Here is a 24,651-nt window from a genome sequence, read left to right as displayed (position 1 = left end):
TAAAAAATTGATAATAACGAATGTAAAAATCGGTTGTATATTCCTAATAATCACGCATTATTATATCTATGTGAATAACTTGTAAATGACTGGATGGATTATGCCAACAGATACTGCCAATTTGATTCCTCAAGAAAGTGTGGTTTCACCTTTAACAATGCTCTACAAATGGGAAAAAGAACAGCCCGACATTCTCTACATGACTCAGCCGAAAGGTGACAATCAACTCACTTTTACTTGGAGTGAGACAGCACAAGAAGCACGTAAAGTTGCGGCTGCTTTGTTGGCAAAAAATTATCCAAAGGGTAGTCGTATTGCCATATTGTCTAAAAATTGCGCGCACTGGATGATTGTTGACTTAGGAATTATGATGGCGGGCCATATTTCTGTGCCGATTTTTTCGACAGCAGGACAAGAAACTATCAGTTATGTACTTGAACACGCTGGTTGTCCGCTTGTTTTTGTCGGTAAACTAGACAATACCGAAGCGCAAGAAATGGCTGTGCCTTCCAGTATCGAAAAAATAGGCTTTCCTTATCCAGGAGCTGTTGGTCAATCATGGGAAGAGTTCACTGATATTGAACCGTTAAGTGAAAGTCCGCTTCCGGACATGAACGAAATTATGACAGTCATATATACTTCTGGTAGCACAGGACAACCAAAAGGGGTTGTTCACACTTACCAAACTATTTGTTGGGCAGCCTGCAACTCATTAAGTGCGTTATCGGTAAATCAAGACGATAGAATTGTAAGTTATCTGCCTCTTGCTCATATCACTGAACGAGTATTAGTTGAGTTAGCTAGCTTTTACGCTCGTATGCAAATACGCTTCGTAGAATCATTGGTCACGTTTACCAGAGATGTGAAAGCGTGTCAGCCCACGTTGTTTATTTCTGTGCCACGTTTGTGGACTAAATTTCAATTAGGTGTATTAGCCAAATTGCCACAAAAAAAGTTGAGTTTCTTACTTAATATTCCTTTTGTAGGCAAAAAAATTGCCAAAAAGATCCGTAGCGAAATGGGCTTAGGTTCAGCGAGATTGTTGGCGTCGGGTTCTGCTCCTTTGGCACCTGCAACTATTGAGTGGTTTCATACCATTGGTATAGATATTTGTGAAGGCTGGGGAATGACTGAGAATTGTGCTTATGGCACGAGTAGCGTGCCCTTTAGAACCGAAAAAATAGGGAGTATAGGAAAAGCTTACGACGGTGTGGAATTAAGAATTGCTGAGGATGGTGAGATCCAAGTAAGCTCGCCATGCAACATGGTTGGTTACTATAAAGAACCAGAGAAGACAGCGGGTGTGTTTACCAACGACGGTTTTTTACGTACCGGTGACAAAGGCGTTATTGACGCTGAAGGTTATGTGAAAATTACCGGTCGATTAAAAGACATTTTTAAGACAGCAAAGGGTAAGTATGTCGCGCCTGCTCCAATTGAAGCAAAGTTAATGGAAAATCCAATTGTAGAGCAAGTTTGTGTTACCGGGACTAACCTACCTCAGCCGATTGCTTTACTAGTGCTCTCTGAGCAAGCAAGGGAACATAATAAGACGGGTATTGTTGAGAGCTTGCGAAATACGCTTACTAAGGTCAATAACAGTCTTGAAAGTCACCAAAAATTGGACAGAATTATTATATTTAATGAAGAATGGTCGATTGAAAATGATTTACTAACGCCAACGCTAAAAGTCAAGCGACATATAATAGAAGAGAAATTCAAGTCTATAATTTTAGCAAGCCACATAAAAGACATCGTTTGGAACGATTAGTTTTGTAGGTATTGTGTAAACCAAGGTCGCGAAAGCTACCTTTTTTTAATGTGTTACATAGCCCGCGGATTTTCGAACTCTCTATGCTTGGCAGCGCCATGGCTACTTCCTATGTAAGTAGCCATTTTTATTTCTGACGACAAAAAGACTTAATCCGGATATCTTTTTTCTAGTTGCTGATAAATAGCATCTGCATAGGCATTTAACTGATTGTCAGTTTCTTCTAGTACTTCCACTAAATGTTCATTGTCTTCCTTACCGTGCCAAATTTTAATATATGTGCCCTCTTTATAGCCATGATCCTGCCGGAAGAAGTTCAAAATATTTTTACCAACATATTGTGAAAATAAGGCGCTTGAATCCATTTCAGCTTGTTCCACAATTTTTAGAAACAATGCCACGTCAAAACGTTTAGCAACGCACAAGCCCGCCATGAGTTCTAAATTTTCAACCAACGTTGCCTGACTAAAATTAATCTTGTTACCATCAAATACCACCGCTATATGCGATCCTAAAAGTGCTTTCTCAATGGCGTTTGCTGTCGCGCTAATGTTTCCTTCATGCTGAATAATTAGGTGAGACAGGGCAAAGTGCCATATATCCACTAACTCCATTTGTACTTGAGGAAGATCTAATTTTTGTGCCTTCCACCATTTCCATCCATGATGTTCAATGGCTTCTACTGATTCGATCATTGCGGCTCTTAGATAGCTATAACCGGCGTTTAACCATTGCGGATTGACCTTTTTGTTCATGCCATTTTGGAGGTTAAGCATGGTGTTAAGTTGAGTACTTGTTAACATCAATCTTCCTTTCAATTTTAGTTAAGTTGAGAACCCAATAATAGGGCCGCAGATTTATAGGACAATATTGTAGCTGTTTCATGCCGACTTTAATACTGCATTTGAATAGCGCACAAGCCGAGCACTAATATAGTGCATAAAATAACATTTATGCACTGGAAGGCATCATTGAGGTGATGGTGACAAGGTGTAACTATTTTATACTTTTGATTTTATTGACTAAAATAAGTTGGCAATGATTTTGCTACATAATTGGTGTTGTGTGTGTTCATTAAACATCCTTTGTATTATTAGTGTGATGCGTTGGCATGGAACACCTTTTGCTCGGTAGACAATGTCCTTTGTCTACCGAGTTTTTTCTACCTCTTTTTATAGCAATATTTATCACGTCACAGTGTTAAGGATTGCTAATTCATGTCATAGTATAAACATCTTCTGTTGAACAATAATAAGAAAAATTAGTCTTGCTAACACTCTATCCTTCAAACAAATTAGAGCATTTAAGTTATCTGCTACAGGCTGTTATGAGTAACAGCGAACAAGCAATTTTGCAAGCGAAAACAGTGTTAGTAGAAAGCACGGGTATGCAGCATTGGCTCAATTTACAGTTGGCTGAGCATGCGGGTATTGCAATGAATATAGACTATCCGATGCCAACGCGTTTTGTGTGGCAACTTTGTCGCGATATTCTTGGTCATGACAAGGTACCAATGCAGTCTACATATAAGCGCGAGGTCATGCTGTGGCGCATTGAAAGGTTACTCAGCTCAGATGCATTTGAACAGCAAAATTTTGAAGCGGCACTGACTGACTACTGGCAACAAGAAAGCAACACAACAGCCGAGTATAAGCGAGTCAACATCAGTAGATTGATTGCTGACACACTTGAGCAATATCTTATGTTTAGGCCAAGTTGGTTGCTTGCATGGGAGAAGGGGGAGTCAGTATTAACGCCATCCCAATCTAAAGGACGCAGTGGTCAAGAAGATGTTAGTTGGCAACAGCAAAATACAGTTGCCCTAAAACATGAAGCTTGGCAGCGCTGGATTTGGTGCGAGCTAGCAAAAGAAGAACCAAATCATCCGGTTAGACTTCAGCTATTAGCGTTAGAGCAACTAGACAAGAAAAGCCATCTGTTGCCAAGCGAAGTTTACTTCTTTGCGATAAACACAATGGCACCGCAAACGCTCGCATTCTTCAATCAAATAGCACAGTACACTCAAATTCACTTTTTTCACTTGAATCCGTGCGTAGATTATTGGGGCGATGCCGTTTCAGACAGAACATTAGCAAAGCAACTACAACAGGGCAAAATTGATGCTTGGGTTGAACAACAAGCGATTAACCCATTGCTGAGAAACTTGGGACAGCAAGGTAAAGATCTATTCAATCTATTATCGCAATCGTCGCATTATGAAATAAGTGCATTTGATGCCGATTATCCACAGCGACATTTAACACCGACCTTATTACATAAAATTCAACGCGATATTTTACAAGGGGAGACCGTTGAAGCGTCTCACTCGGTAGACGCAACAACGTCGTCCGAGGCCTTGCAGGATCATTCGTTGGTCGTGCGTTCATGTCACAGTGCATTGCGAGAAGTGCAAGTACTGCATGACTATTTGTTACAGCAGTTTAGTACAGACGATAACCTTAGCCCGCGCGATGTGCTCGTTATGTGTCCGGCAATTGAAAACTATTCACCTTACATAGAAGCTGTATTTGGTAAAAGTATCACGGAGCTTAATGACGTTGATAAACAACGTATTCCATGTTCGATTGCTGACCGTAATCCATTGGATGCAGACCCGTTAGTTGCTGCGTTTATGCAGTTGATGTCGCTGCCTGACAGCCGCTTTAGTGTGACTGAGTTTTTGAGTTTTGTGCACCTTCCAGCGGTGATGAAAAAATATAACATCAACACATCAGAACTCGATCTTTTTGCTTATTGGGTGCAGCAGTCGAATATTCATTGGGGATTGGATGCTGAGCATAAATCGTCCATATTGGGCATTGATAAAGCCAATGACGTGTTTACTTGGCACTGGGGCATGAGTCGTTTGTTAGAGGGGTTCAGCCATGCAGACACCGACCTCTTGATTGATGATAAATTATTAGCTTTAAATGAAGTCGAGGGGCAGCTTAGCGTCACTTTTGGCAAATTGCTGCACTTGCTGGAGAAGTTGGCTAACTATGGCGATTCTCTTAAGCGTTCGCGTACTATGGATGAATGGAAAGTGTTTCTGTTTGCGATGAGAGATAGTTTATTTGATGCAAGTTCTGTCGAGCAATACGCTTCGCAAACTATCACAACCACATTAGGCCAATTTTTTGAACATTATCAAATGTCATTTTCTGACAATCTGGGTGTATCTGCAATTGTCGACATACAGGCAGATAATGCCGGTTCGGCGAATAGAAAATGGAGTTACCAAACGCTTCGCCAAGCACTGCAAAATGCATTTACCTCACCGGACAGTCAAAATCAGTTTATGACCGGGCAAGTGACTTTTTGTTCGATGATGCCAATGCGTAGTATACCGTTTAAAATTATTGCAGTTTTAGGCTTGAACGATGGTGAATTCCCTCGGCAATCGACCTTTGTTGATATGGATTTGGTTAATCATTTAGGGCGCCAAGTTGGCGATAGGTCACGCAGAGGTGATGACAGATATTTGTTTTTGGAAGCCATTTTGTCAGCCCGAACTGCATTATATCTTAGCTACCAAGGCCGAGGTATACGAGATAATAAAAGCAGAGAGTCAAGTTTGGTGTTAAGCGAATTTTTAGCTTACTTAAAAAAATACCATCAATTTGATCAAGTCAGCCAGCAACCATTGCATCCTTTCAGTATTAATGGCTTTTTGTCGCAACAAAATAGCAATCAACATTTGTCACCAAAAGTACAACAAAACTTTGATAAGGGTTGGTATAGATTGATGGCCAGCTTGAATTCGGTAAATAATGCGCCGCCTGCTATCGCTCCAGCTCCAGTCCAGCAGGTAAAGCATGACCATGAAGTGTCAACAATACAGGCAACTATGGATGGACTTCCGCAACAGGAATTGATTACAAATCAAAGCCCGCAATTAGGCGTTAAACAAAAAGTGAGACTGGCTGATTTGGTCAGATTTTTCAAAAAGCCTGTCGAATTTTTTGCAAATAATAGCCAAGGCCTCTGGCTGGATGATATTGAATCAAGATTATCCGATACTGAACCCTTCATTGAAAATGGACTAGATGTTTATTTAATGAAGTCTGATTTTATTGATTGTTTGCTAGAATGCGAGAAAGCTGGTTTCCCACAAGAACAAAAACAAGACGTGTTGAATACAATGAAAACGGGCTTGATGTTATCAGGCAAGTTTCCTGATTATCCTAATTCTGAGGCACTCATTGATGAAAACGCCGAGCACAGCCAAAAACTGGTTAAGGAGCTGTCTAAGTATGTATCAGAGGAAGTCCTCAGTGGGCAGTTGAGTATGTCGAATACGTTGATTGATTTTCATTTTGATTTATCAAATTTGCGCGGCGCAGTTGACTATAGCCTAACGGGTAATAGCAGTCGTCATCTTATAGGTACATGGATCAAGCATCTTATTGTGTGCGCATTGACTAAGCCACTCACTTCATCTAACAACGAGGTGGCTGATGAAACTGACGTTGTTGAGCCCAATTTAAGCAGTTATACAATTTGCATTATTAAAACTCCACAGTCAAAGGTAGTGTCGATAAAAACAGAAGAATTTACCTTTATTGAACAAGAGCAGGCACGTGCTTATTTGTCTAATTTGTTGGATATTTTCAATCGTGGCAATGCAAGCCCTTTGCTCATTGCGCCTGACCTTGCTGACAAACTAATGTCGGGTATACAATCTGATCCCGATTTCATACCCGACATTGCATGCGCTGACGCGTACTATCAACATCCTGAAATTGCAAACATATGGTCGACGTTTTTTGATGCAGGAAATTTTCCTTCACAGTTTGTAATCGATAAATATTTTACGCATTATTTTCCCCATTATGTTGAAACAGACAGACAAACTATACGCGACTTGTTATCTATTTATCAGCCTTTAAAAAAACACATGAGCATTAAAAGCAGCAAAAAGGCGAGGACATAATTTATGTTACAACTTGATCCTCTTAACCTTGAATTGCATAGTCGCCATTTAATAGAAGCGAGTGCAGGGACTGGTAAAACATTTAACATCACGCGTTTATACGCGCGCTTAATCCTTGAAAAAAAATTGTCAGTACAAGAAATTTTGGTAATGACCTATACGCGAGCGGCCACTGAGGAAATAAAGGGTCGAGTCGCCACATTTTTGCTGGAAATTCATGATGAGTGGCATGCGGATAAACAATCGCATTTCACACAAACGCTAATCAGTAGAGTGGGTCTTGAGGAAGGTGATGCGTTGCTAACCGCGGCACTTTTATCACTCGATGAAGCCTCTATATTTACCATACATGGTTTTTGTCAACGGGTATTACAACAATTTGCTGTCTCGTTAAAGGCCGATTTAGAACTGGAGTTAGTCACCGATCCTACGGAACTGCTGTTACAAGGTGTGCAAGACTATTTAAGAGTAGCGACCAAAAATACAGCCAGTTTTGCCCTGTTATCCACAAAGAATTGGCATATCCCTGATAACTTCTTTAACGAATTTAGGTCAGCAATTTCTTCAGATCTAGCACTGACTCAGGTGACAATGGCTCAAGTCCAGGCAGATGAAAGTGCAAACTTAAGACGTCAACTGTATGCGCAAGTGGATGTTATTAAACAGCTATTTAAGCACTTGCAACAAAACCAAACTGCGGTGTTCGAGGCTGCCGTTTTCGGTCATAAGGATGAGAGCAAACGCACACAAGAGTGGCATCTGATCATGGCTTGGTTTGAGACGTTACTAGGGTACATAACGCTCAATGAGGGTGTGAATATTAATGCCACTGCTCCCAAACTACCATTGCAGCAAGATGCTGGCTATGTAGATGATAAGCATGTCGACTTGCTGCAAGTTTTAAGTGTGCCACCAGAAATGGGTGATTTTATTAATGGCAATCGCTTCCGATCCTCACCTGAGGCTAAAGTCATCTTGGAGCCACTAAAAGCACTTAGAGCTGAGATTAAAAAATGGCTTGAACAAAGCGCAAAGCAATTAGAAAAGAATGCGCAATTGACAGCAGTGCTTGGGGTTGTGAAAGAGGGAGTCTACGCTATTCGTGAGCGGGTTGAGATGGCAAAGAAGAAGGCACATGTTGTGTTATTTGACGATCTCATTAGTGTATTTTCAAATGCCCTGCAAACTCAGGATGCAAATTTACTTGACTCAATCCGACGTCAATTTCCGGTTGCATTAGTGGATGAATTTCAAGATACCGACCGTCATCAATATCAAATACTCGACCAACTTTATCCGAAGGCAGACAAAAATAGTTTGTTATTGATGATAGGTGATCCAAAACAGGCGATTTATGGGTTTAGAGGCGGTGACATTTTTGTTTATCTTGCCGCTAAGCAAGACGCCGACCATGTGTGGTTGATGGACACTAACTGGCGTTCTAGTGCACAAATGGTGACGGGTTATAATCGGCTGTTTTGGGGGCATTCATTGTTGAAAGAGCAATCCCGCCCGGTGTTTGGTTTTGACATTGAGTATGAGGTCATAAAATCCACAGCACTGTCAAAAGCCGCCAGTGCACCTTTGTTTGACCCTTTAGTTGCAAGAACCGCAATGACCTATATGTTATCTTCGGATGGCGCTAAAACCTCAAGTGGTAATGACAATATCAAGAGGAAAAAGGTTGAGTTAGAACAACAAGTATTAGATTGGAGCTCACTTGAAATAATGCGCTTGCTGGTCGATGCTAAAATTGGTGACAACAAGGTTGTCCCAGCCGATATTGCGGTATTAGTAAAAGACAGGATAGAGGCAACGCTGGTTAAAAACAGTTTGGCTGCGGTTGGCTTAACGTCAGTTTATTTAAGTGATAAAACGCCACTGTTTTCAAGCTCTCAAGCGACGGAGTTGTATAGAGTATTGGATGCGATTTTACATAGTACAAACAGATCAACCTTGGTTGCGGGCGTGAATAGCTCGTTGTTGAGTCGGGTTATTGTTAAACACATGTCACCGCAGGATCAGCAAAAAAAATTGCTTGAATTACATGGCGACTTAGCGCACCCCGAATGGGAAAAACTGGTCGTTAGTTGTTTTGAATTTAAAGAAAAGTGGGCGCAACTTGGCATTTTTAGTCTTTTGTTGACACTAATAAAAGAAAACTATGAGCCACAAACTTCACCGGAGCGAAGTGTAACAAACATGATGCATTTGGCTGAGGCGATGGCTAAAAATGCTGTTCTCAATAAGTTACCCGAACAGCAACTGGCTTGGTTGAGCCACCAGATATTTGATCACGTTGCGGATGAAGAAGTGCAATTGCGTCTTGAGAGTGATGCCAATTTAATAAAAATAGTGACGCAACATGGTTCAAAAGGGTTAGAGTATCCTATTGTGTTCGTTCCTTTTGGGAATAAATATAAAGACCCACGTAAAAGAAAAAGAAGTACCATTCAACATTTCAAATACCAAGATATGCAAAATGCACAATCGATTTATCAATTAGGTGCAACGCACGCGAGCTTGGATGAATATGCGAAGCAAGAGCATGCTGAAAAAATGCGCTTAATCTATGTCGCGGTGACTCGAGCAGAGTATCGTTGTTACTTGGGGATAGTAAACGACATTAGTAATAGTGAGTCAGCGCTAAATTTAGCCTTAGGCATTCCCAATGAAAGCCTGAACGATTGTAAATCTGAAGTCCCTGCTCATTTACAGGTGATGGATTGGCTGACTACGCATGTGTTTGAAACCAACGATGCAGTATCTGCGAATGGCGCTTTGCACAGCAGTAGCTGTGCTGTGAATGTTGATATAAGCCCCGTTATGTCAAGTACTTATCAAGCGCCTGCTGAAATTCCGGTGCCCGTTTTTGTGGACGCAAAATTAGCTAAACGGTCGGCATGGATAATCAGCTCATTTTCAAATTTGTCGCGCTTTCACAAAAGCGATAATAACAGTTATTACGATGTAGCATCGCCGAATCAAATTTCCTTGCATGCAATTGAAACAGAGAATGAACATAAGATTGTTAGTATTGAGACGAGAACAGATGAGCTGCTAGATCAGGCCTCAGCGCAAACATCACACAATACCAGTGAAAATTTGTTGGCCATCAGGTATCAACTCGAAAAAGGTGCGGATACCGGAAACCTGTTGCATGATATTTTAGAGCAAGTTGATTTTCATTCACCTGATTGGGGAAGTGCTTCAACTGTCGCATTATCAAAGTATAAGGTCTTGCAAGAAAAAGAGATTGTGGCGCTTTTTGAGTGGCTAGATTGCTGTCTAAAGACGCCGCTTATTAATGACTTCTGTTTGGCAGACTTAGCCGTTAAGCATACGTTACGCGAAGCCGAATTTTACTTCCCAATGCCGCACTTAAAAGTGAGGCACGTGGCAAAAGTACTGCAACAATACCGCCAGCACTTGAGAAAGAATAGAGGTTTGTCTGCGCTAAATATATCGATGGCTGATATTCCTGAGCTCAGCGGGATGATGCATGGGTTTATTGACCTCATATTTGAGTATGACGGCAAGTACTTTGTTGCTGACTATAAATCGACTCATTTGGGCGATTCCGCGAGGCACTACAGCACTGAGAAATTGCATGAAAACAATCAACAGCATTTGTATGACTTACAATACTTACTGTACTCATTGGCCCTGCACAAGTATTTAAAGCAGCAGCTTGGCGACTATTCTTTTGAAACCCATTTTGGCGGCGTTTTTTATTTATATTTGCGTGGTATGTCACCTGACAATCAACTTGCCGATGGATCTAGCGGCGTGTTTTTTGATAAAGTAGACAAGCAGTATATAGACTTGCTCGAAAACCTGTTTGAGCCAACTAAGGCAGAGGGTTAAAAGCATGTTGTTTTCTCTGCCTTCATCAATAGCAAAACAGACCGGTTATTCGTCGTGCTCTGATTGTTTGCTAGCGTTGCATGATATTCAATCCATCGATTACTATTTTGCTAACAATGCAATTATCAAACGGCTTGAGGTTGATGCCGAAAATGATTTTTTCAACGATCAAAAATCACTTGAGCAACTCTTTCATGTGCTATTGGCACTCTCATATTTTCAAAGGCAAGGGCACAGTTGCCTCGACATTGCTGCGATCGCAGAAAAGACCTGCTGGTCAGAGGCAGATGTTACTCAATATGGTTCAAGTTTTAACCAACAGGGTGCCAAACTTAAAGCCGGTTTTGTGTTTGTAAGCGCGGCAAAGCTCAGTGATGTTATTCAACGTTTTGAGACCATTTCTCCGTCAAGAAACGACATACAATGGGATGAACCGAATTTATATAGTGGACGATATGCAAACTACGAAAATGAAGTCGCTGATTTTTTTAAACAACAACAAACACAGTTCTTAGTTGATTCTGAACCTGCGTTTAGGAGCCTAAAACAATGCGCTGATGAACTTTGGCCAACGCTATTCCCGGCTAAAGCGGGTCAGGGTATTGACTGGCAGCAGGTATCTGCAGCCAATGGGCTTATTTCGCAAACCTCAATTATCAGCGGTGGCGCAGGGACAGGTAAAACCTACACTGTTGCTCGACTATTATTATCTTGGCTGTACACACAAAAGAAGGATTCATCAACTCGGGTGAAGTTGATGCTAGCCGCCCCAACAGGAAAGGCGGCACAACGCTTAAATGAATCTATTTTGGTTGAATTTACGCAATTACTTAATTCGAATAAAGAAAACCAAGTGATGACATTGATTACTGACTTAATGCCGATGATCCAAGCAAAAACAATTCATCGTCTACTTGGCTTAGGGATGTATGGTATCGAGCCAAAGTACAACCACAAAAAACAATTAGATTGTGATTTTTTGGTGATAGATGAAGTGTCTATGATTGATTTAGCCATGATGGCTAAGTTGTTACGTGCACTTCCTAAAACTGCAAAATTAGTCTTAATTGGAGATGCAAATCAGCTTCCGTCGGTGGAGAGTGGTGGATTATTAAAGGACTTGGTTAATCAAACTGCTTGGCAGGATGCTGCAATACTAGGCGACTATTCGGGGATTTATAGTCAATCACATAAGCAATTACTAAGTGAATTACTGCCTGGTTTTGCGACGAACATTCGTCAGAATAAGATGAATGCGGACGAGCATAGTGAACTTGAAGCGAATAGTTGCGCAAGTACGAACGCGAATAATGGAAATTCAATCTACTGTAATCACGTTACATTTTTACAAAAAAGCATGCGTTCGCAAAATGAAATAACGCAACTGGCACAGAATATACTGCTGGGCCAGTTGGCGCCTTTTGCAGAACTGTTGTCGGGCGCTAAAATTGATAGTGAAGCGTCTAATTTTGATAATAAGCAAACAACAGCGCAATTATCACTGCCAATAACAGAGCCAGAAACGCCGGTTATTACCTGGCATGAAGATGCTTACACGCAGGCAGGGACGTTAAAAAACACATTATTAGAGCAAATTGCGCAGCGTTATGCGTGTATATTTGAAAGTCGTGATGTCGATCAGGCGATCCAGCGATTAAAGCAATACAGACTGTTGTCTGCGACTAAAAAAGGTCGCCTGGGCACAGAGTTTATGAATACTCAAATTGAACAACAACTAAGAAAACGTTTTTCACACATTGATGTTGGACAAATGTATCGTGGCATGCCAATCATGATTGTTCAAAACGATTACCGTTTACATTTATTCAACGGTGATATTGGTGTTATTTGGAGCAATGAAGACGGTCAATTGAGGGCATGCTTCCCAGATCCCGATATGCCTGAAACTCACCAGTCATTCAGTTTTATTTCGCTACCTGCGTTTGAATTAGTTTATGCAATGACAATTCATAAAACTCAGGGCTCGGAGTTTGAGCACGTTGATATTTTACTTCCCAATATAGTGGCCAACAACGCGATGCTTCATAGTAGCCAGCATTTGAGCCGAGAATTACTTTATACCGGAGTCACTAGAGCAAAACAAAGTATTGGTATTATAGCTAGCTTGCCGGTGCTTAACGATTGCATAGGAAAAACATCAACACGATTTAGTGGCTTAAAACGAAAGTTGACTAGCTAAATTTGGATACTAATTTAGCCGTCTAATTAAATTCCTAGCGTTTTATTTTTACCACCACAGGGCTCTTAGTGTCAGGTACAATGGAAAAGGTAAGAATTTGTTTAGAGTTATTTAAGTCAGTATTAACGGTGTGCACTTTTACGGTTTTAGAAAAGAATAATTGGTTTTTGTTAACGCGCATAAAGTGCTGGGCATCAAAATAGTGTTGTTGGTTTAAACAAGCTAACTTAGTCAATGACGAGCGTTCAATCCAACCGATTTGTTGGCTTGGAGCAACAATACTATTTTGTAAAGTGGCGATATCTTCTCTAAAGGTAAGACTAGCGCCAAACACGGGTAGATCTGATAATGTTATCTCTGTTACTTCGTCTGCAACCAAAGATAAGATTTTGTATTTTGACTTTTCTTCTAAGTTGCCATTAGCTTCAGAGTGAGGCATAGTTTCTTTCCCTTAGACACCTGTGATTTTACTTCTAAGCATACGCAGTTGGGCTTGCGACAACGCATCTTAGTTGTGAGAGTAAATAAAAAGGTGTTGTTAGCGTCATAAGTGAGATCAAATTCTAGGTTAAATATTTATCTTTGCTGATGATTCAGATCAAGCAATGTGCACACAAAATAACAAAAATAACAAAAATATAGAAATTATAGAAATTATAGAAATTATAAGGAGTGGTGACAAATGAGTTTGACGAAGTGCATGAGTTCTGTCTTTGTTTTAGTTTTGCTATGCTTATCACAAGTAGTTCAGGCGCAAGATAAAGAAGACTTTTTACAGGCTAAACAAGCAATGTCTGGCTTTGTAGAAATTGTATATTCTAATAGTGACGACAAAGTTTACTTGGCATTAGATGTTGCTCAACTTAATCAAAAAATGCTATTTCAAAGTAGCTTACCGCACGGCATTGGTTCAAATGATATTGGACTAGACCGAGGTCAGTTAGGAGACACTCGTCTAGTTGAGTTCCAACGTTTTGGTAACAAAATATTATTGAAGCAACTTAATACCGATTATCGCGCAAGTTCAAGCAACGTTGCCGAACGTAACAGTATTGATGAAGCTTTTGCTGATTCAGTTATCGCTGGGTTTGAAGTTGCACATGAAAGCGCTGGTAAAATCTATATTGATTACACCGCTTTTTTGTTATCCGACGTGCATGGTATTACCGAGCAGTTAAGTCAAACCGGACAGGGTAGTTATTTAATAGATAGCGCTCGTTCTGGCATTTATTTACCCAAAACAAAGGCATTTGCGCGTAATACTGAACTTGAAGCACTAGTTACCTTTGCCGGTACGCCAAAAGGTCGATACATTCGACAAGTAACGCCTGATGCAAAAAGTGTTTCTGTACATCTACATCATTCGTTTCTCGCTTTACCTGACGATGGCTATAAACCACGCGTTTTCCATCCTTATTCCGGATTTTTGAAACACAGTTTTCATGATTACTCAGCACCCTTGGATGCTGAAATCGAACAGAAGTTTATTCCACGCCACCGTTTGTCAAAAATGAATCCTAATGCAGAGATAAGTGAACCGGTAAAGCCGATTATTTATTATTTAGACCCGGGTATCCCAGAGCCAGTTATGAGCGCATTAAAAGAAGGTGCGTTATGGTGGGATCAAGCATTTGCTGCTGCCGGTTATAAGAATGCATTTCAAGTCAAAGTACTGCCTGAAGATGCCGATCCGATGGACGCGCGCTATAACGTGATCCAATGGGTTCACAGAGCGACGCGAGGTTGGTCTTACGGTAGTTCGGTTATTGATCCGCGGACAGGTGAAATCATAAAAGGGCATGTGACGTTAGGTTCGTTGCGAGTAAGACAAGATTTCTTAATTGCACTTGGTATGACGAGTCCTTTTGATGACCAAAGTACAGGAAAAGCCAATACAAATTCACAGTTAGCGATGGCGTTGGACCGTATTAGGCAATTATCGGCGCATGAAGTTGGTCATACCTTAGGCATCGCACATAACTTCGCCGCAAGTGAAAATAATCGTGCGTCGGTGATGGACTATCCACATCCACTTATCAGTTTGGAAAATGGTGAAATTTCGCTCGAAAATGCATACGACAAAGGGATCGGTGATTGGGATAAGTATGTCATTGCTTATGGGTATCAGGATCTTGCTGATGCCGATGAAAAGAAAGCGTTAAGCGCATTAATTTCGCAAGCAAGGAAGAGTGGCTTTTTATATAAATCAGATCCTGATACTAGAATTAGCGAAAGAGCATCAAGTGATGGTCATTTATGGGATAACGGTAAGAGCCCAGTTGACGAATTTGCAAGGATAAGTGCGGTCCGAAAGTTTGCCTTATCGCGCTTCGGTGCTAATTCATTGCCAGTCGGTGCCGACTTGTCTTCGCTTGAGGAGCGTCTCGTCCCGATATATTATTCACACAGATATCAGTTGGATGCACTAGTAAAACAAGTGTCCGGCGTTATCTATGAATATGAGCAAAAAGAGCTAAACGCACCACTCAAAGGCAGTGCGTTTGTCGCTGGAGAAACGCAACTTAAAGCAGCCGAAATGGTTGTCAATGCAGCGTCAGCGGATTATCTAGCAATACAGCCAGCGCTAGCAAAACTGATTAACCCCAAAGCTTATGGTAGCAGTCGAAACAGAGAAAGTACCAATGGTAGAATGGGGATTGTGTTTGACCCAGTCAGCGCAGCTGAGGCAGCATCAGCTTATGCTATCACTACTTTGTTGGAGCCAATAAGGTTAAACCGATTGGCGTATCAACATTCTTTGGATACGCGGATTCCAAGTGCTCAAAAAGTGCTTAACGTGGTATTTGAGACGTTAGTGAAGACGAGCTCTGAGGGTATTTTGGAACAACGTATTAAGCACGTTGCGCTAAATGTTTTCTTTGATGTTTTGAATGCCGATGAATTGTCACCCGAAGTTAAGTTAGCGATGCTAGGCGAATTATTACAGTATCAGAGTTGGTTAGCCGAGAAAGACAAAAGTGCTCAAGGCAAGGTATTACTGAAGTACATTGAGCATTATTGGACGTCGAACGAATGGTTGGGAAGTTTTGCGGTTAAGCAATTGCCACCGGGTTCTCCCATTTAGTGGTTTTGAGCACTCAAATAACTCGGCTGTAGCGCATATTATGCGCGTGCTGAGATAAGTGTTGATCAAAGCTCATACAGATATTGCGAACCAAAAGCCTGCCGCGGTCTGCAATTCTGATATGAGTGTCATTCATTGAAATTAGCCCGTCACGCTCAAATCCACTTAAATCTGCAATCGATTTAGCAAAGTAATCATCAAAATCAATTCCAAATTGTTCGGATATTTCTTTTTTACTAAGCTGAAAATTACACATTAAGGAGTGAATGACGGCTCTGCGTGCTTTATCATCAAAATTTAATACTAGGCCTTTTATTAAAGCTGATTGTTTGTTTTCAATTGCCTCGTAATACGTTTTTAGATCTTTGGTGTTTTGCGCATATATGTTCTCAATGCTGCTGATTGAAGACACACCTAAGCCCAACAGCGCATTATGTTGTTTTGGCGTATAGCCCTGAAAATTTCGATGCAGGTGACCCGCGTTTAAGGCTTTACTTAATTCGTCATTAGGTTTTGCAAAATGGTCCATGCCGATAAACACATAACCTGCTTTGGTTAAAAACTCGATACCGAGGCGTAATAAATCAAATTTTGCATGTGCGCTAGGTAACCATTCATCTTTAATTTTTCGCTGTGCCGGGAACTGCTGAGGCATATGTGCATAACTAAAAAGCGAGATTCGATCAGGGTCAATTTCGACGACTTTTTGCAAGGTCGTTAAAAAGGTATCAAAGGTTTGCATAGGTAAGCCATAAATCAAATCTAAATTGATTGATGAAAAGCTAAACTCTTTAGCCCGAGTCACCAATGCGTTAATGAATTCAGTACTTTGTACACGATTTATTTTTACTTGCACTTCTCTATTGGTGTCTTGAACGCCAATACTTAAACGGTTGAAGCCAACGGCAGCTAAATCATCTACGTAACTCAATTTAATCTCGCGAGGATCAATTTCTATACTGGCTTCGACATCTGCATTGAAACGAAAGTTATCCTGTAAGTGCGCCATCAGTCTGGCCAATTGCTGTTTGTCTAAGAAACTGGGAGTACCGCCACCCAAATGTAATTGGCTTATTTTATAGTTAGTAAATTGCGCACCACGGTGGCTAATTTCTTTAAACAGAAATTCAAGATATTTGTCGGCCCTATCCTTTTGGCGGGTCACTATTTTATTGCAGCCACAGTAATAACAAAGAGAATGACAAAAGGGAATATGTAAGTATAGGGATAAATGCTGAGCGCTTTTACTGTTAGATTTTTGCTTAATCTGAAACTCAAAATCGGCATCAGTAAATTCGTCATGAAATGACAATGCGGTAGGATAAGACGTATATCTTGGTCCTGCTGTATTGTATTTATTCAGTACTTTTTTATCGAAATACTTAAGATCTGCCATATTATCTCCTACATTATTAATTGATTGATGCAAGATTATAGGTCAAGACTGTTAGTATGAAGTTGATCTCAAACAGGTTTCCATACAATTCATGAATAACCCTATATCACAACAATCAATTACCCTTATGCTACCAAAGAACATAACATTTTGTTTACACTTAAAAGGAACAATACATGGCTCAATTATATCTCGTTCGTCACGGTCAGGCGTCCTTTGGCGCAGCAGACTATGACAAGTTGAGTGACATCGGACATAAACAGTCGTTGTTATTAGGACAGTACTTTGCAGAGCGCGATATTGCATTTGATAGTGTGGTAACGGGCGATATGCGCAGGCACAAGGAAACGGCTGCAGGTATACAGAAAGGCGGTGAAACTGCGATACCTGTTATTACCGACTCGGGTTGGAACGAATTTGACTTTGACGCAGTTGTGAGTGCCTATTTAGCCGTTAATCCTCTGATGCGTCCTGCTGACGATTCGCCAAGATCCGAATTCTATCGCTTATTAAAGAGTGCGATGTTCGCTTGGTCTCAACAGGAAATTGGTAACAACCTACCTGAATCATGGGATCAATTTACAGGCCGTGTTGCAGATGCAGTAGAGCGTATTTGTGCATCAGACGCTAAGAATGTGCTGGTGGCAAGCTCAGGTGGCGCAATTGCCATAACGATGATGAATATGTTGGCATTAACAGTAGATAAAACGGTTAACTTTAATTTGCAAATTAAGAACACGAGTATTAATCATTTTTTCTTTAACCGTGAAGGTATTCAACTAAGCAGTTTCAATAATGTGGGGCATTTAGATTTGCCGGAGCATAAATCATTAATTACATACAGTTAATAAACTAAATAACTAGCTTAAGCATGGGGCGAATATGAACTTTGATTACACTGAAAAAACGCAAAATTTAATTGATAAATTGCAGGCGTTTATGGATGAAAATATCTATCCAAATGAAGCTATTTATCATGACTTGGTGCACCAATCCGAAAATCCATGGGTCACTCCGCAATTGATGCATGACCTAAAGGTAAAAGCCAAAGAAGCCGGTTTATGGAATTTGTTTTTACCGAGCGAATATCTACCATATGGCGCAGGGTTAACGAATCTTGAGTATGCACCACTTTGTGAATTGATGGGCCGTGTATTGTGGAGCTCAGAAGTATTCAACTGCAGTGCCCCTGATACCGGTAATATGGAAGTATTGGCAAAGTATGGTAATTCAGAGCAGCAAAAAAAATGGCTAGAGCCCCTGCTAAATGGTGAACTGCGTTCGGCATTTGCGATGACAGAACCCGCAGTGGCCTCTTCAGATGCAACCAATATTGAAACGTCAATTCAGCGTGAAGGCGATGAGTATGTTGTTAATGGACGCAAATGGTATACCAGCGGTGCAATGAACGAAAACTGCAGGATAATGGTGGTAATGGGTAAAACTGACACCACAGCGGCTAGGCATGAACAGCAATCTCAAATTTTAGTACCTCTAGATACAGCTGGTGTGACTATCGTTCGCCCGATGTCCGCGATGGGCTACCTCGATCAGCCAGTTGGTCATGCCGAAATCCTTTTCGAGAACGTACGGGTGCCAGCTAGCAGCTTACTCGTGGGTGAAGGTAAAGGTTTTGAAATTGCTCAAGGTCGTTTGGGTCCGGGTCGGATCCATCACTGTATGCGCCTTATTGGTTGTGCTCAACGAGCATTAGATGAAGCATGTGCGCGAGTTGAAGAACGTATTGCTTTTGGTCAGCCCTTGAGCAAACAGCAATCTGTACGCGAGAGTTTAGCGCAGATGTATTGCAAAATTGAACAAGCTAGATTACTGACATTAAAAGCGGCAGACCATATGGATAAGTATGGCAATAAAGTTGCGAAAAATATTATTGCCGCAATTAAAATTGTTGCTCCTAAAATGGCCTGTGAAGTAATTGATGAAGCGATTCAAATTCACGGTGCAGAGGGAACGTCACAAGACACAACCTTGAGTGAAAAACTAGCTTATGCGCGCACTATTCGATTGGCTGATGGCCCTGATCAAGTGCATATGATGCAATTGGGTAGGAATTTAGTTCAGCAAATGTCTGCCAAGAATAAGTAAATCAAATTCATGAGCTTTAAAATCACACCAGACCTGATAACACTTCAAGTATATTGCGATCGCAATGTGCCGGAAGTAGGTGCGCTGCTAACCCTCGAAAAATTCAGTGGAGGGCAATCAAATCCGAGTTTTAAATTGACTACGACGACAGGTGAATTGGTATTACGGCGACAACCGTTGGGCCATTTGCTTAAATCAGCTCACGCGGTAGATCGCGAGTATAAAGTTATCCGGGCTTTGCAATCAAGCAACGTTCCGGTGCCAAAAGCCATACACCTTTGCACCGACAAGGAGGTTATTGGAAGCCAATTTTTTATAATGAGCTTTGTCACCGGCGATATATTTTGGAATGCCGCATTAGCGACATTAGATGAACGACCTTGTTTCGGTGAATCACCAAATTCAAAACGTGCAAAAATATATGACCAAATGAATTTAGCATTAGTGAATTTACATCGTATTAATCCACAGGATGTTGGCTTAGCTGGCTTTGGCCGACCGGGGAATTATTTTGCCCGTCAATTAGATAGATGGACAAAACAATATATTGCAGCCAAAACAGAAGAAAACCATAATGCGGAATTTCTGATCAAATGGTTAGGTGAAAATTTACCTGATGATGATGGTTTAATATCGATAGTGCATGGCGATTTCCGTTTGGACAATATGATATTTTCTCAGGATAGCCAAGATCTATGTGCGATCCTTGATTGGGAGCTATCAACCCTAGGCCATCCTTATGCTGATTTGGCCTATCAATGTATGCAATTAAGGTTACCTGCAAATATGGGTAATGTGCCAGGCTTGGGCGGTGTATACAGAGAAGAGTTGGGTATACCGAGTGAAGAAGATTATGTTGCACTTTATTGCGAACGCATCGGTATCGACAAGATAGACAATTGGCAGTTTTATATCGCATTTAGCTTTTTTCGACTACTCTCTATAGTCCAAGGCGTCGTAAAACGAGGCAAAGATGGTAACGCTTCAAATCCAAAAGCCTTGGAACTAGAGCATCTATTAACACCATTATCAAACCTCGCAGTGCGAGCTATAAAGGAAGATTATTAACATGAAAGCGATTGTTTGCAATGAGTTTGCACCTGTTTCACAACTAACACTACAAGACATGCCCGATCCTACCGCCTCCAAAGGTAATGTTGTTGTTGATGTCGCCGCAGCAGGTGTTAATTTTCCTGACAGCTTGTTAGTACAAGGTCTGTATCAAATGAAACCTGACTTACCTTTTGTCCCTGGCAGTGAAGTTGCGGGCACTATATCTGAAATAGGTGAAGGTGTGCCTTATTTGAAAGTGGGTCAAAAGGTGATTGGTTTATGTATGTTAGGCGGTTATGCTGAAAAAGTTGAATTGCCTGCAACTCATGTTATTCCTTTACCTGATGGCATCCCGCTGGATGAAGCTTCTGCATTAGTAACTGCGCATGCAACCGCGCATCATGCCTTAAAGCAAAGAGCTAATTTATCAAGTTCTGATACTTTATTAGTTACTGGCGCTGCTGGTGGAACCGGTTTAGCTGCAGTTCAAATTGGTAAGTTGATGGGCGCAAAAGTCATTGCGGTTTGTTCGACTGACGAAAAGTGCCAAGTGGCAAAAGACAATGGTGCTGATATTTGTATTAATTACACGGGCATAGATTTAAAAGCGGCGATTAAAGAGCACACCAAGGGCAAAGGCGTAGACGTTGTTTATGAATGTGTTGGTGGAGATATGTTTCATATATGCTCACGCAGTATGGCGTGGAATGGACGACTGCTGGTGATTGGCTTTGCGGGTGGCGAAATACCTAAATTTCCAGTTAATCTGTCGTTAGTCAAAGGATTTTCAGTTGTTGGTGTGTTTTGGGGGTCATTTACACAACATCAACCGCAAGATTTTATGGCGAATATGAAAGAGCTGTTAAGCTGGTATTTACAAGGTAAAATTAAAGTCATTGTGGATGAGCGATTTGCACTAGCTGATGCAGTTGATGCAGTTAATAAAGTGACAGATAGAAAAGTAAAAGGCAAAGTGATTATTACACTTTAAGATTTTTTACCGTTAAGTCAATAGACCATAAACGCATTGAGTTTAATTGCTTATGTAGAGAAGTATGCATAAAAAAGGGCGACTCAGGCGAGTCGCCCTAAGTGACGAAGGATGCTTCGTCTACCATGTTGAACTGGTTTCCAAAATGGTCACTAAAAACGTATTAGATACGTTCTTGAAGAGCGATAGCAATTGGATTGTCAGCCAAACCCTGCTCACTTATCCATGCTTGTAAAGTTTTACCATCGTCTTCTGGAGAAGATAAATCTTTTTTAGGCATCTTTTTAACTAATAGCGTTCCAGCTTCAACTGAATTGTTAAGCACAGCCTCGCGGATCATACTATTACCATTGCATTTTATGCCGGTATAATAGTCTTTCAATTGGAGTCTGAAGTTAGAACGTACAATTCTAATCTTTTTACGTAATTCACTTTTATCGTCAGCAACAACGATGTTGCAGATATTAGCCAATGCTTCTTCAACTTCACTTGCTTGAGATGGTGCTGACACTAAGACAAACGGCAGCGCCACTACAAGTGCGTATAATTTCGTTTTCAACATGATATTTACACCTTTTCAATATTTTAATTCCAAATGAATATACGGACTAAGACCCGTTCGTTCAGTCAGATGCTGAATACTATGGTATTAAAATCAATACTTACTATTTAAACTTTAGTATAAAAAATATAGTAATAACAATAAGTTATATTTTTAGGTGAAAGTAGATATAAGCCTAATATTTTTCTTCTTTAAAGCTTGCAGCCTAATAAGAGCGTGACTTAAACGGAAATTTAAATAACTTGTCAATTCGCATACGTATTTTCGGTGTTAATAGTAAAATGATTGCGTTGAGCATAGCTCGGTGTTCTTCAGTTTAATCCTGCTACATCTATAATATGCCTTGGGCTAAATAATGGGCATGTCGCATGACCGTTAAATTGACTATTAAAAATGGATCTGCCGATTCAATATGCAAACTTAATCAGTCAAACTTATTTTGCTATATAAAATCAATAAAGTGGGCTGATAGCAACATTTGCCATAGTCTTACCCTATTAGTCAAATTTGGGAAAAGTCATGTCGAACGAAACTACTTCAGTAAGTCCAATTACTTATGTTCAAGAGCAGCATTTTGCACTCGTAGGGTTAAACAGCGCTCCTGTAAACGCTTTATCAAAAGCGGTAAGAGTCGGTATTATTGAAAGTGTTGAGAAAGCCTTGAGTGACGATAAGGTAAAAGCAATCGTACTGCATTCGCACTTACCGCTATTTAGTGCTGGCGCGGACATCTCAGAATTTAGTGGCGGTGACTTGTCTCCGACGTTGCCAGAAGTACTTGAGGTAATTGAACGATCGACCAAGCCAGTTATTGCAATTGTGGGTGGTAATGCCTTCGGTGGTGGACTCGAACTTGCGCTGTCGTGTCACTATCGAATAACTCACGCTAAAAATAAAGTGGGTTTGCCTGAAGTACATCTGGGTATTTTACCCGGTGCAGGTGGAACGCAAAGATTACCTAGACTAACAGATTTGAAAACTGCATTAGATATGATTGTAACTGGCACGCCGACTCCTGTTACTGCTCTTGGCAATGTCTTCGATCTTATTGTGGATTCTGCAGAGGATCTGCAAGGCGCTGCAATGAACTTTGCGAATGACGTTGTTGAAAAGGACATGCCAGTGAAAAGAGTGTGCGATATTGACTTAGCGATGAGCGACGATATCGAAACATTGTTTGCGCAATATAGCCAAGGTGTCGCTGCAAAATCAACAGGATTTTTTGCGCCGGGTCAGTGTGTGTTAGCAGTAAAATCTGCTTTTACGCATGATTTTAAATCCGGTCTTGCTCGCGAAACGGAATTATTCATGGAGTGCATGACAACATCTCAAGCCCGAGCACAACAGCATTTCTTTTTTGCTGAAAGAGCCGCATCCCATGTTCAAGGGATTGCAAGGGACGTAAAAGCCCGCGATATTAAACAAGTCGCAGTGATTGGCGCCGGCACAATGGGTGGCGGCATTGCGATGAATTTTGCCAATGCTGGTATCCCGGTGATTATGCTCGAGCTACAGCAAGAGGCCTTGGATAAAGGGCTTGCGCTTATTCGTCGAAACTATGAAAATTCAGCTAAAAAAGGAAAGTTAACTTCAGAGCAAGTTGAGCAGCGTATGACGCTATTAACGGGCACGACCAGTTATGGCGATTTGTCTGATGTGGATTTAGTTATTGAAGCGGTATTTGAAAAAATGTCTGTTAAAAAAGAAGTATTTGGTATGTTGGATGAGGTATGTAAACCGGGCGCCATTTTAGCTTCAAATACCTCTACACTTGACTTGAATGAAATAGCGGCTTCAATCTCTCGACCGCAAGATGTTATTGGTTTGCATTTCTTTTCACCGGCAAACGTCATGAAACTGCTTGAAATCGTGCGCGGAGAGAAGACCAGCGATGAGGTTATCAAAACAGCAATGAAATTAGCTAAAATTATCCGTAAGGTTGGCGTTTTAGTCGGTGTTTGTTTTGGTTTCGTGGGGAATAGAATGATAGAGCCATATGGCAGAGAAGCTAACCGCCTCATGCTTGAAGGAGCGACACCTGAGCAAGTTGACAGAGTCATCGGTAAGTTTGGACTTCCAATGGGGCCTTTCACTATGGGAGACATGGCAGGTTTAGACATAGGTTATTTTGTGCGTGAATCGCGCAGAGAATTTATTGCGCATGATCCAAGTTATTGTATTGTGGCTGACAAGTTAGTTGCACAAGGCCGAGTTGGATTAAAAGTAGGTAAGGGTGCCTATTTATACGAGCAAGGAAGTCGTCAACCAATACCTGACCCTGACGTTATCGAGATGGCGAAGCAAGAAGCTAAGCGATTAGGTATTCAACAACGTGAAATTTCAGATCAAGAAATTTTAGAACGTTGTATATACCCATTGATTAATGAGGGAGCAGATATTCTTAAAGAAGGCATCGCCGCGAAATCCAGTGATATCGATGTTATTTACGTATACGGTTATGGATTTCCAGTGTTTAGAGGCGGTCCAATGCAATTCGCTGATGAGATTGGGCTAAAGCAAATTCGTGATCGCATGAATTATTATAAGGAAACATTAGGTGAATATGGACAACATTGGTTTACGCCTTCACCACTATTAAACGATCTCGCTGATGCGGGCCAAATGTTCGCTTCAGTGAAGTAAGTTAAGTAAAATATGATAAATAACTGACGTTAGCAGTTATCTGA

General features: G+C 40.9%; 14 protein-coding genes. 10 read left to right on the top strand and 4 right to left on the bottom strand.

Features of this window, described 5'->3' with window-relative positions; translation table 11 throughout:
- The first annotated feature begins 100 nt into the window (after positions 1-100).
- Positions 101-1,771, top strand: coding sequence for an AMP-binding protein (locus tag CXF81_RS07885; protein WP_101180818.1), 1,671 nt, complete (start codon positions 101-103; stop codon positions 1,769-1,771).
- Positions 1,772-1,920: 149 nt separating this feature from the next.
- Here CXF81_RS07885 and CXF81_RS07880 read toward each other — a convergent pair whose 3' ends face one another.
- Complete coding sequence (locus CXF81_RS07880) at positions 1,921-2,574, bottom strand: dUTP diphosphatase (RefSeq protein WP_101180817.1); 654 nt, start codon at positions 2,572-2,574, stop codon at positions 1,921-1,923.
- Between the two features lie 524 nt (positions 2,575-3,098).
- Between CXF81_RS07880 and recC the strand changes: the two genes are divergently transcribed.
- From recC to recD, 3 genes are read left to right on the top strand one after another with little or no spacing between them, the layout of a single operon-like run.
- Positions 3,099-6,704 (top strand): exodeoxyribonuclease V subunit gamma, encoded by a 3,606-nt coding sequence (gene recC / locus CXF81_RS07875; protein ID WP_232771841.1) that lies wholly within the window; start codon positions 3,099-3,101, stop codon positions 6,702-6,704.
- A 3-nt stretch (positions 6,705-6,707) separates the two neighbouring features.
- Positions 6,708-10,571, top strand: a complete 3,864-nt coding sequence (locus CXF81_RS07870; protein ID WP_101180815.1) for a UvrD-helicase domain-containing protein — start codon at positions 6,708-6,710, stop codon at positions 10,569-10,571.
- 4 nt (positions 10,572-10,575) lie between these two features.
- Positions 10,576-12,771: an exodeoxyribonuclease V subunit alpha gene (recD, locus tag CXF81_RS07865; RefSeq protein WP_101180814.1), complete on the top strand. Its 2,196-nt coding sequence runs from the start codon at positions 10,576-10,578 to the stop codon at positions 12,769-12,771.
- 34 nt (positions 12,772-12,805) lie between these two features.
- Here the strand turns inward: recD and CXF81_RS07860 are convergent, their stop codons facing one another.
- Positions 12,806-13,210, bottom strand: coding sequence for a hypothetical protein (locus CXF81_RS07860; RefSeq protein WP_101180813.1), 405 nt, complete (start codon positions 13,208-13,210; stop codon positions 12,806-12,808).
- A gap of 243 nt (positions 13,211-13,453) precedes the next feature.
- Between CXF81_RS07860 and CXF81_RS07855 the strand changes: the two genes are divergently transcribed.
- Complete coding sequence (locus CXF81_RS07855; protein WP_101180812.1) at positions 13,454-15,856, top strand: zinc-dependent metalloprotease; 2,403 nt, start codon at positions 13,454-13,456, stop codon at positions 15,854-15,856.
- 13 nt (positions 15,857-15,869) lie between these two features.
- On the opposite strand, the gene hemN is transcribed toward CXF81_RS07855, so the two are convergent.
- On the bottom strand, positions 15,870-17,252 hold the full coding sequence (gene hemN / locus CXF81_RS07850; RefSeq protein ID WP_101180811.1) for an oxygen-independent coproporphyrinogen III oxidase: 1,383 nt from the start codon (positions 17,250-17,252) through the stop codon (positions 15,870-15,872).
- A 176-nt stretch (positions 17,253-17,428) separates the two neighbouring features.
- Here hemN and CXF81_RS07845 point away from each other — a divergent pair, with 176 nt between their 5' ends.
- Genes CXF81_RS07845 through CXF81_RS07830 form a run of 4 tightly spaced genes read left to right on the top strand, consistent with a single transcriptional unit; the run spans position 17,429 to position 21,402 of the window.
- The gene (locus CXF81_RS07845; protein WP_101180810.1) at positions 17,429-18,100 is read left to right on the top strand and encodes a histidine phosphatase family protein; all 672 of its coding nucleotides are present in this window, start codon (positions 17,429-17,431) and stop codon (positions 18,098-18,100) included.
- A gap of 34 nt (positions 18,101-18,134) precedes the next feature.
- On the top strand, positions 18,135-19,358 hold the full coding sequence (locus CXF81_RS07840; RefSeq protein WP_101180809.1) for an acyl-CoA dehydrogenase family protein: 1,224 nt from the start codon (positions 18,135-18,137) through the stop codon (positions 19,356-19,358).
- A 9-nt stretch (positions 19,359-19,367) separates the two neighbouring features.
- Entirely contained in the window at positions 19,368-20,426 is a 1,059-nt protein-coding gene (locus CXF81_RS07835) for a phosphotransferase family protein (protein ID WP_101180808.1), read from the top strand.
- A gap of 1 nt (position 20,427) precedes the next feature.
- A complete protein-coding gene (locus CXF81_RS07830; protein ID WP_101180807.1) occupies positions 20,428-21,402 on the top strand; it encodes an NADPH:quinone oxidoreductase family protein in 975 nt (324 codons plus the stop codon).
- Between the two features lie 163 nt (positions 21,403-21,565).
- Here the strand turns inward: CXF81_RS07830 and CXF81_RS07825 are convergent, their stop codons facing one another.
- Complete coding sequence (locus CXF81_RS07825) at positions 21,566-21,964, bottom strand: DUF3718 domain-containing protein (RefSeq protein ID WP_101180806.1); 399 nt, start codon at positions 21,962-21,964, stop codon at positions 21,566-21,568.
- A 519-nt stretch (positions 21,965-22,483) separates the two neighbouring features.
- Between CXF81_RS07825 and CXF81_RS07820 the strand changes: the two genes are divergently transcribed.
- Entirely contained in the window at positions 22,484-24,607 is a 2,124-nt protein-coding gene (locus CXF81_RS07820; RefSeq protein WP_101180805.1) for a 3-hydroxyacyl-CoA dehydrogenase NAD-binding domain-containing protein, read from the top strand.
- Positions 24,608-24,651 lie beyond the last annotated feature (44 nt).

Source organism: Glaciecola sp. 33A (genome assembly GCF_002836745.1).
Lineage (GTDB): Bacteria > Pseudomonadota > Gammaproteobacteria > Enterobacterales > Alteromonadaceae > Glaciecola.
The sequence above is the reverse complement of the archived record's forward strand: the minus strand, read 5'-3'. Positions and strand labels throughout refer to the sequence as shown.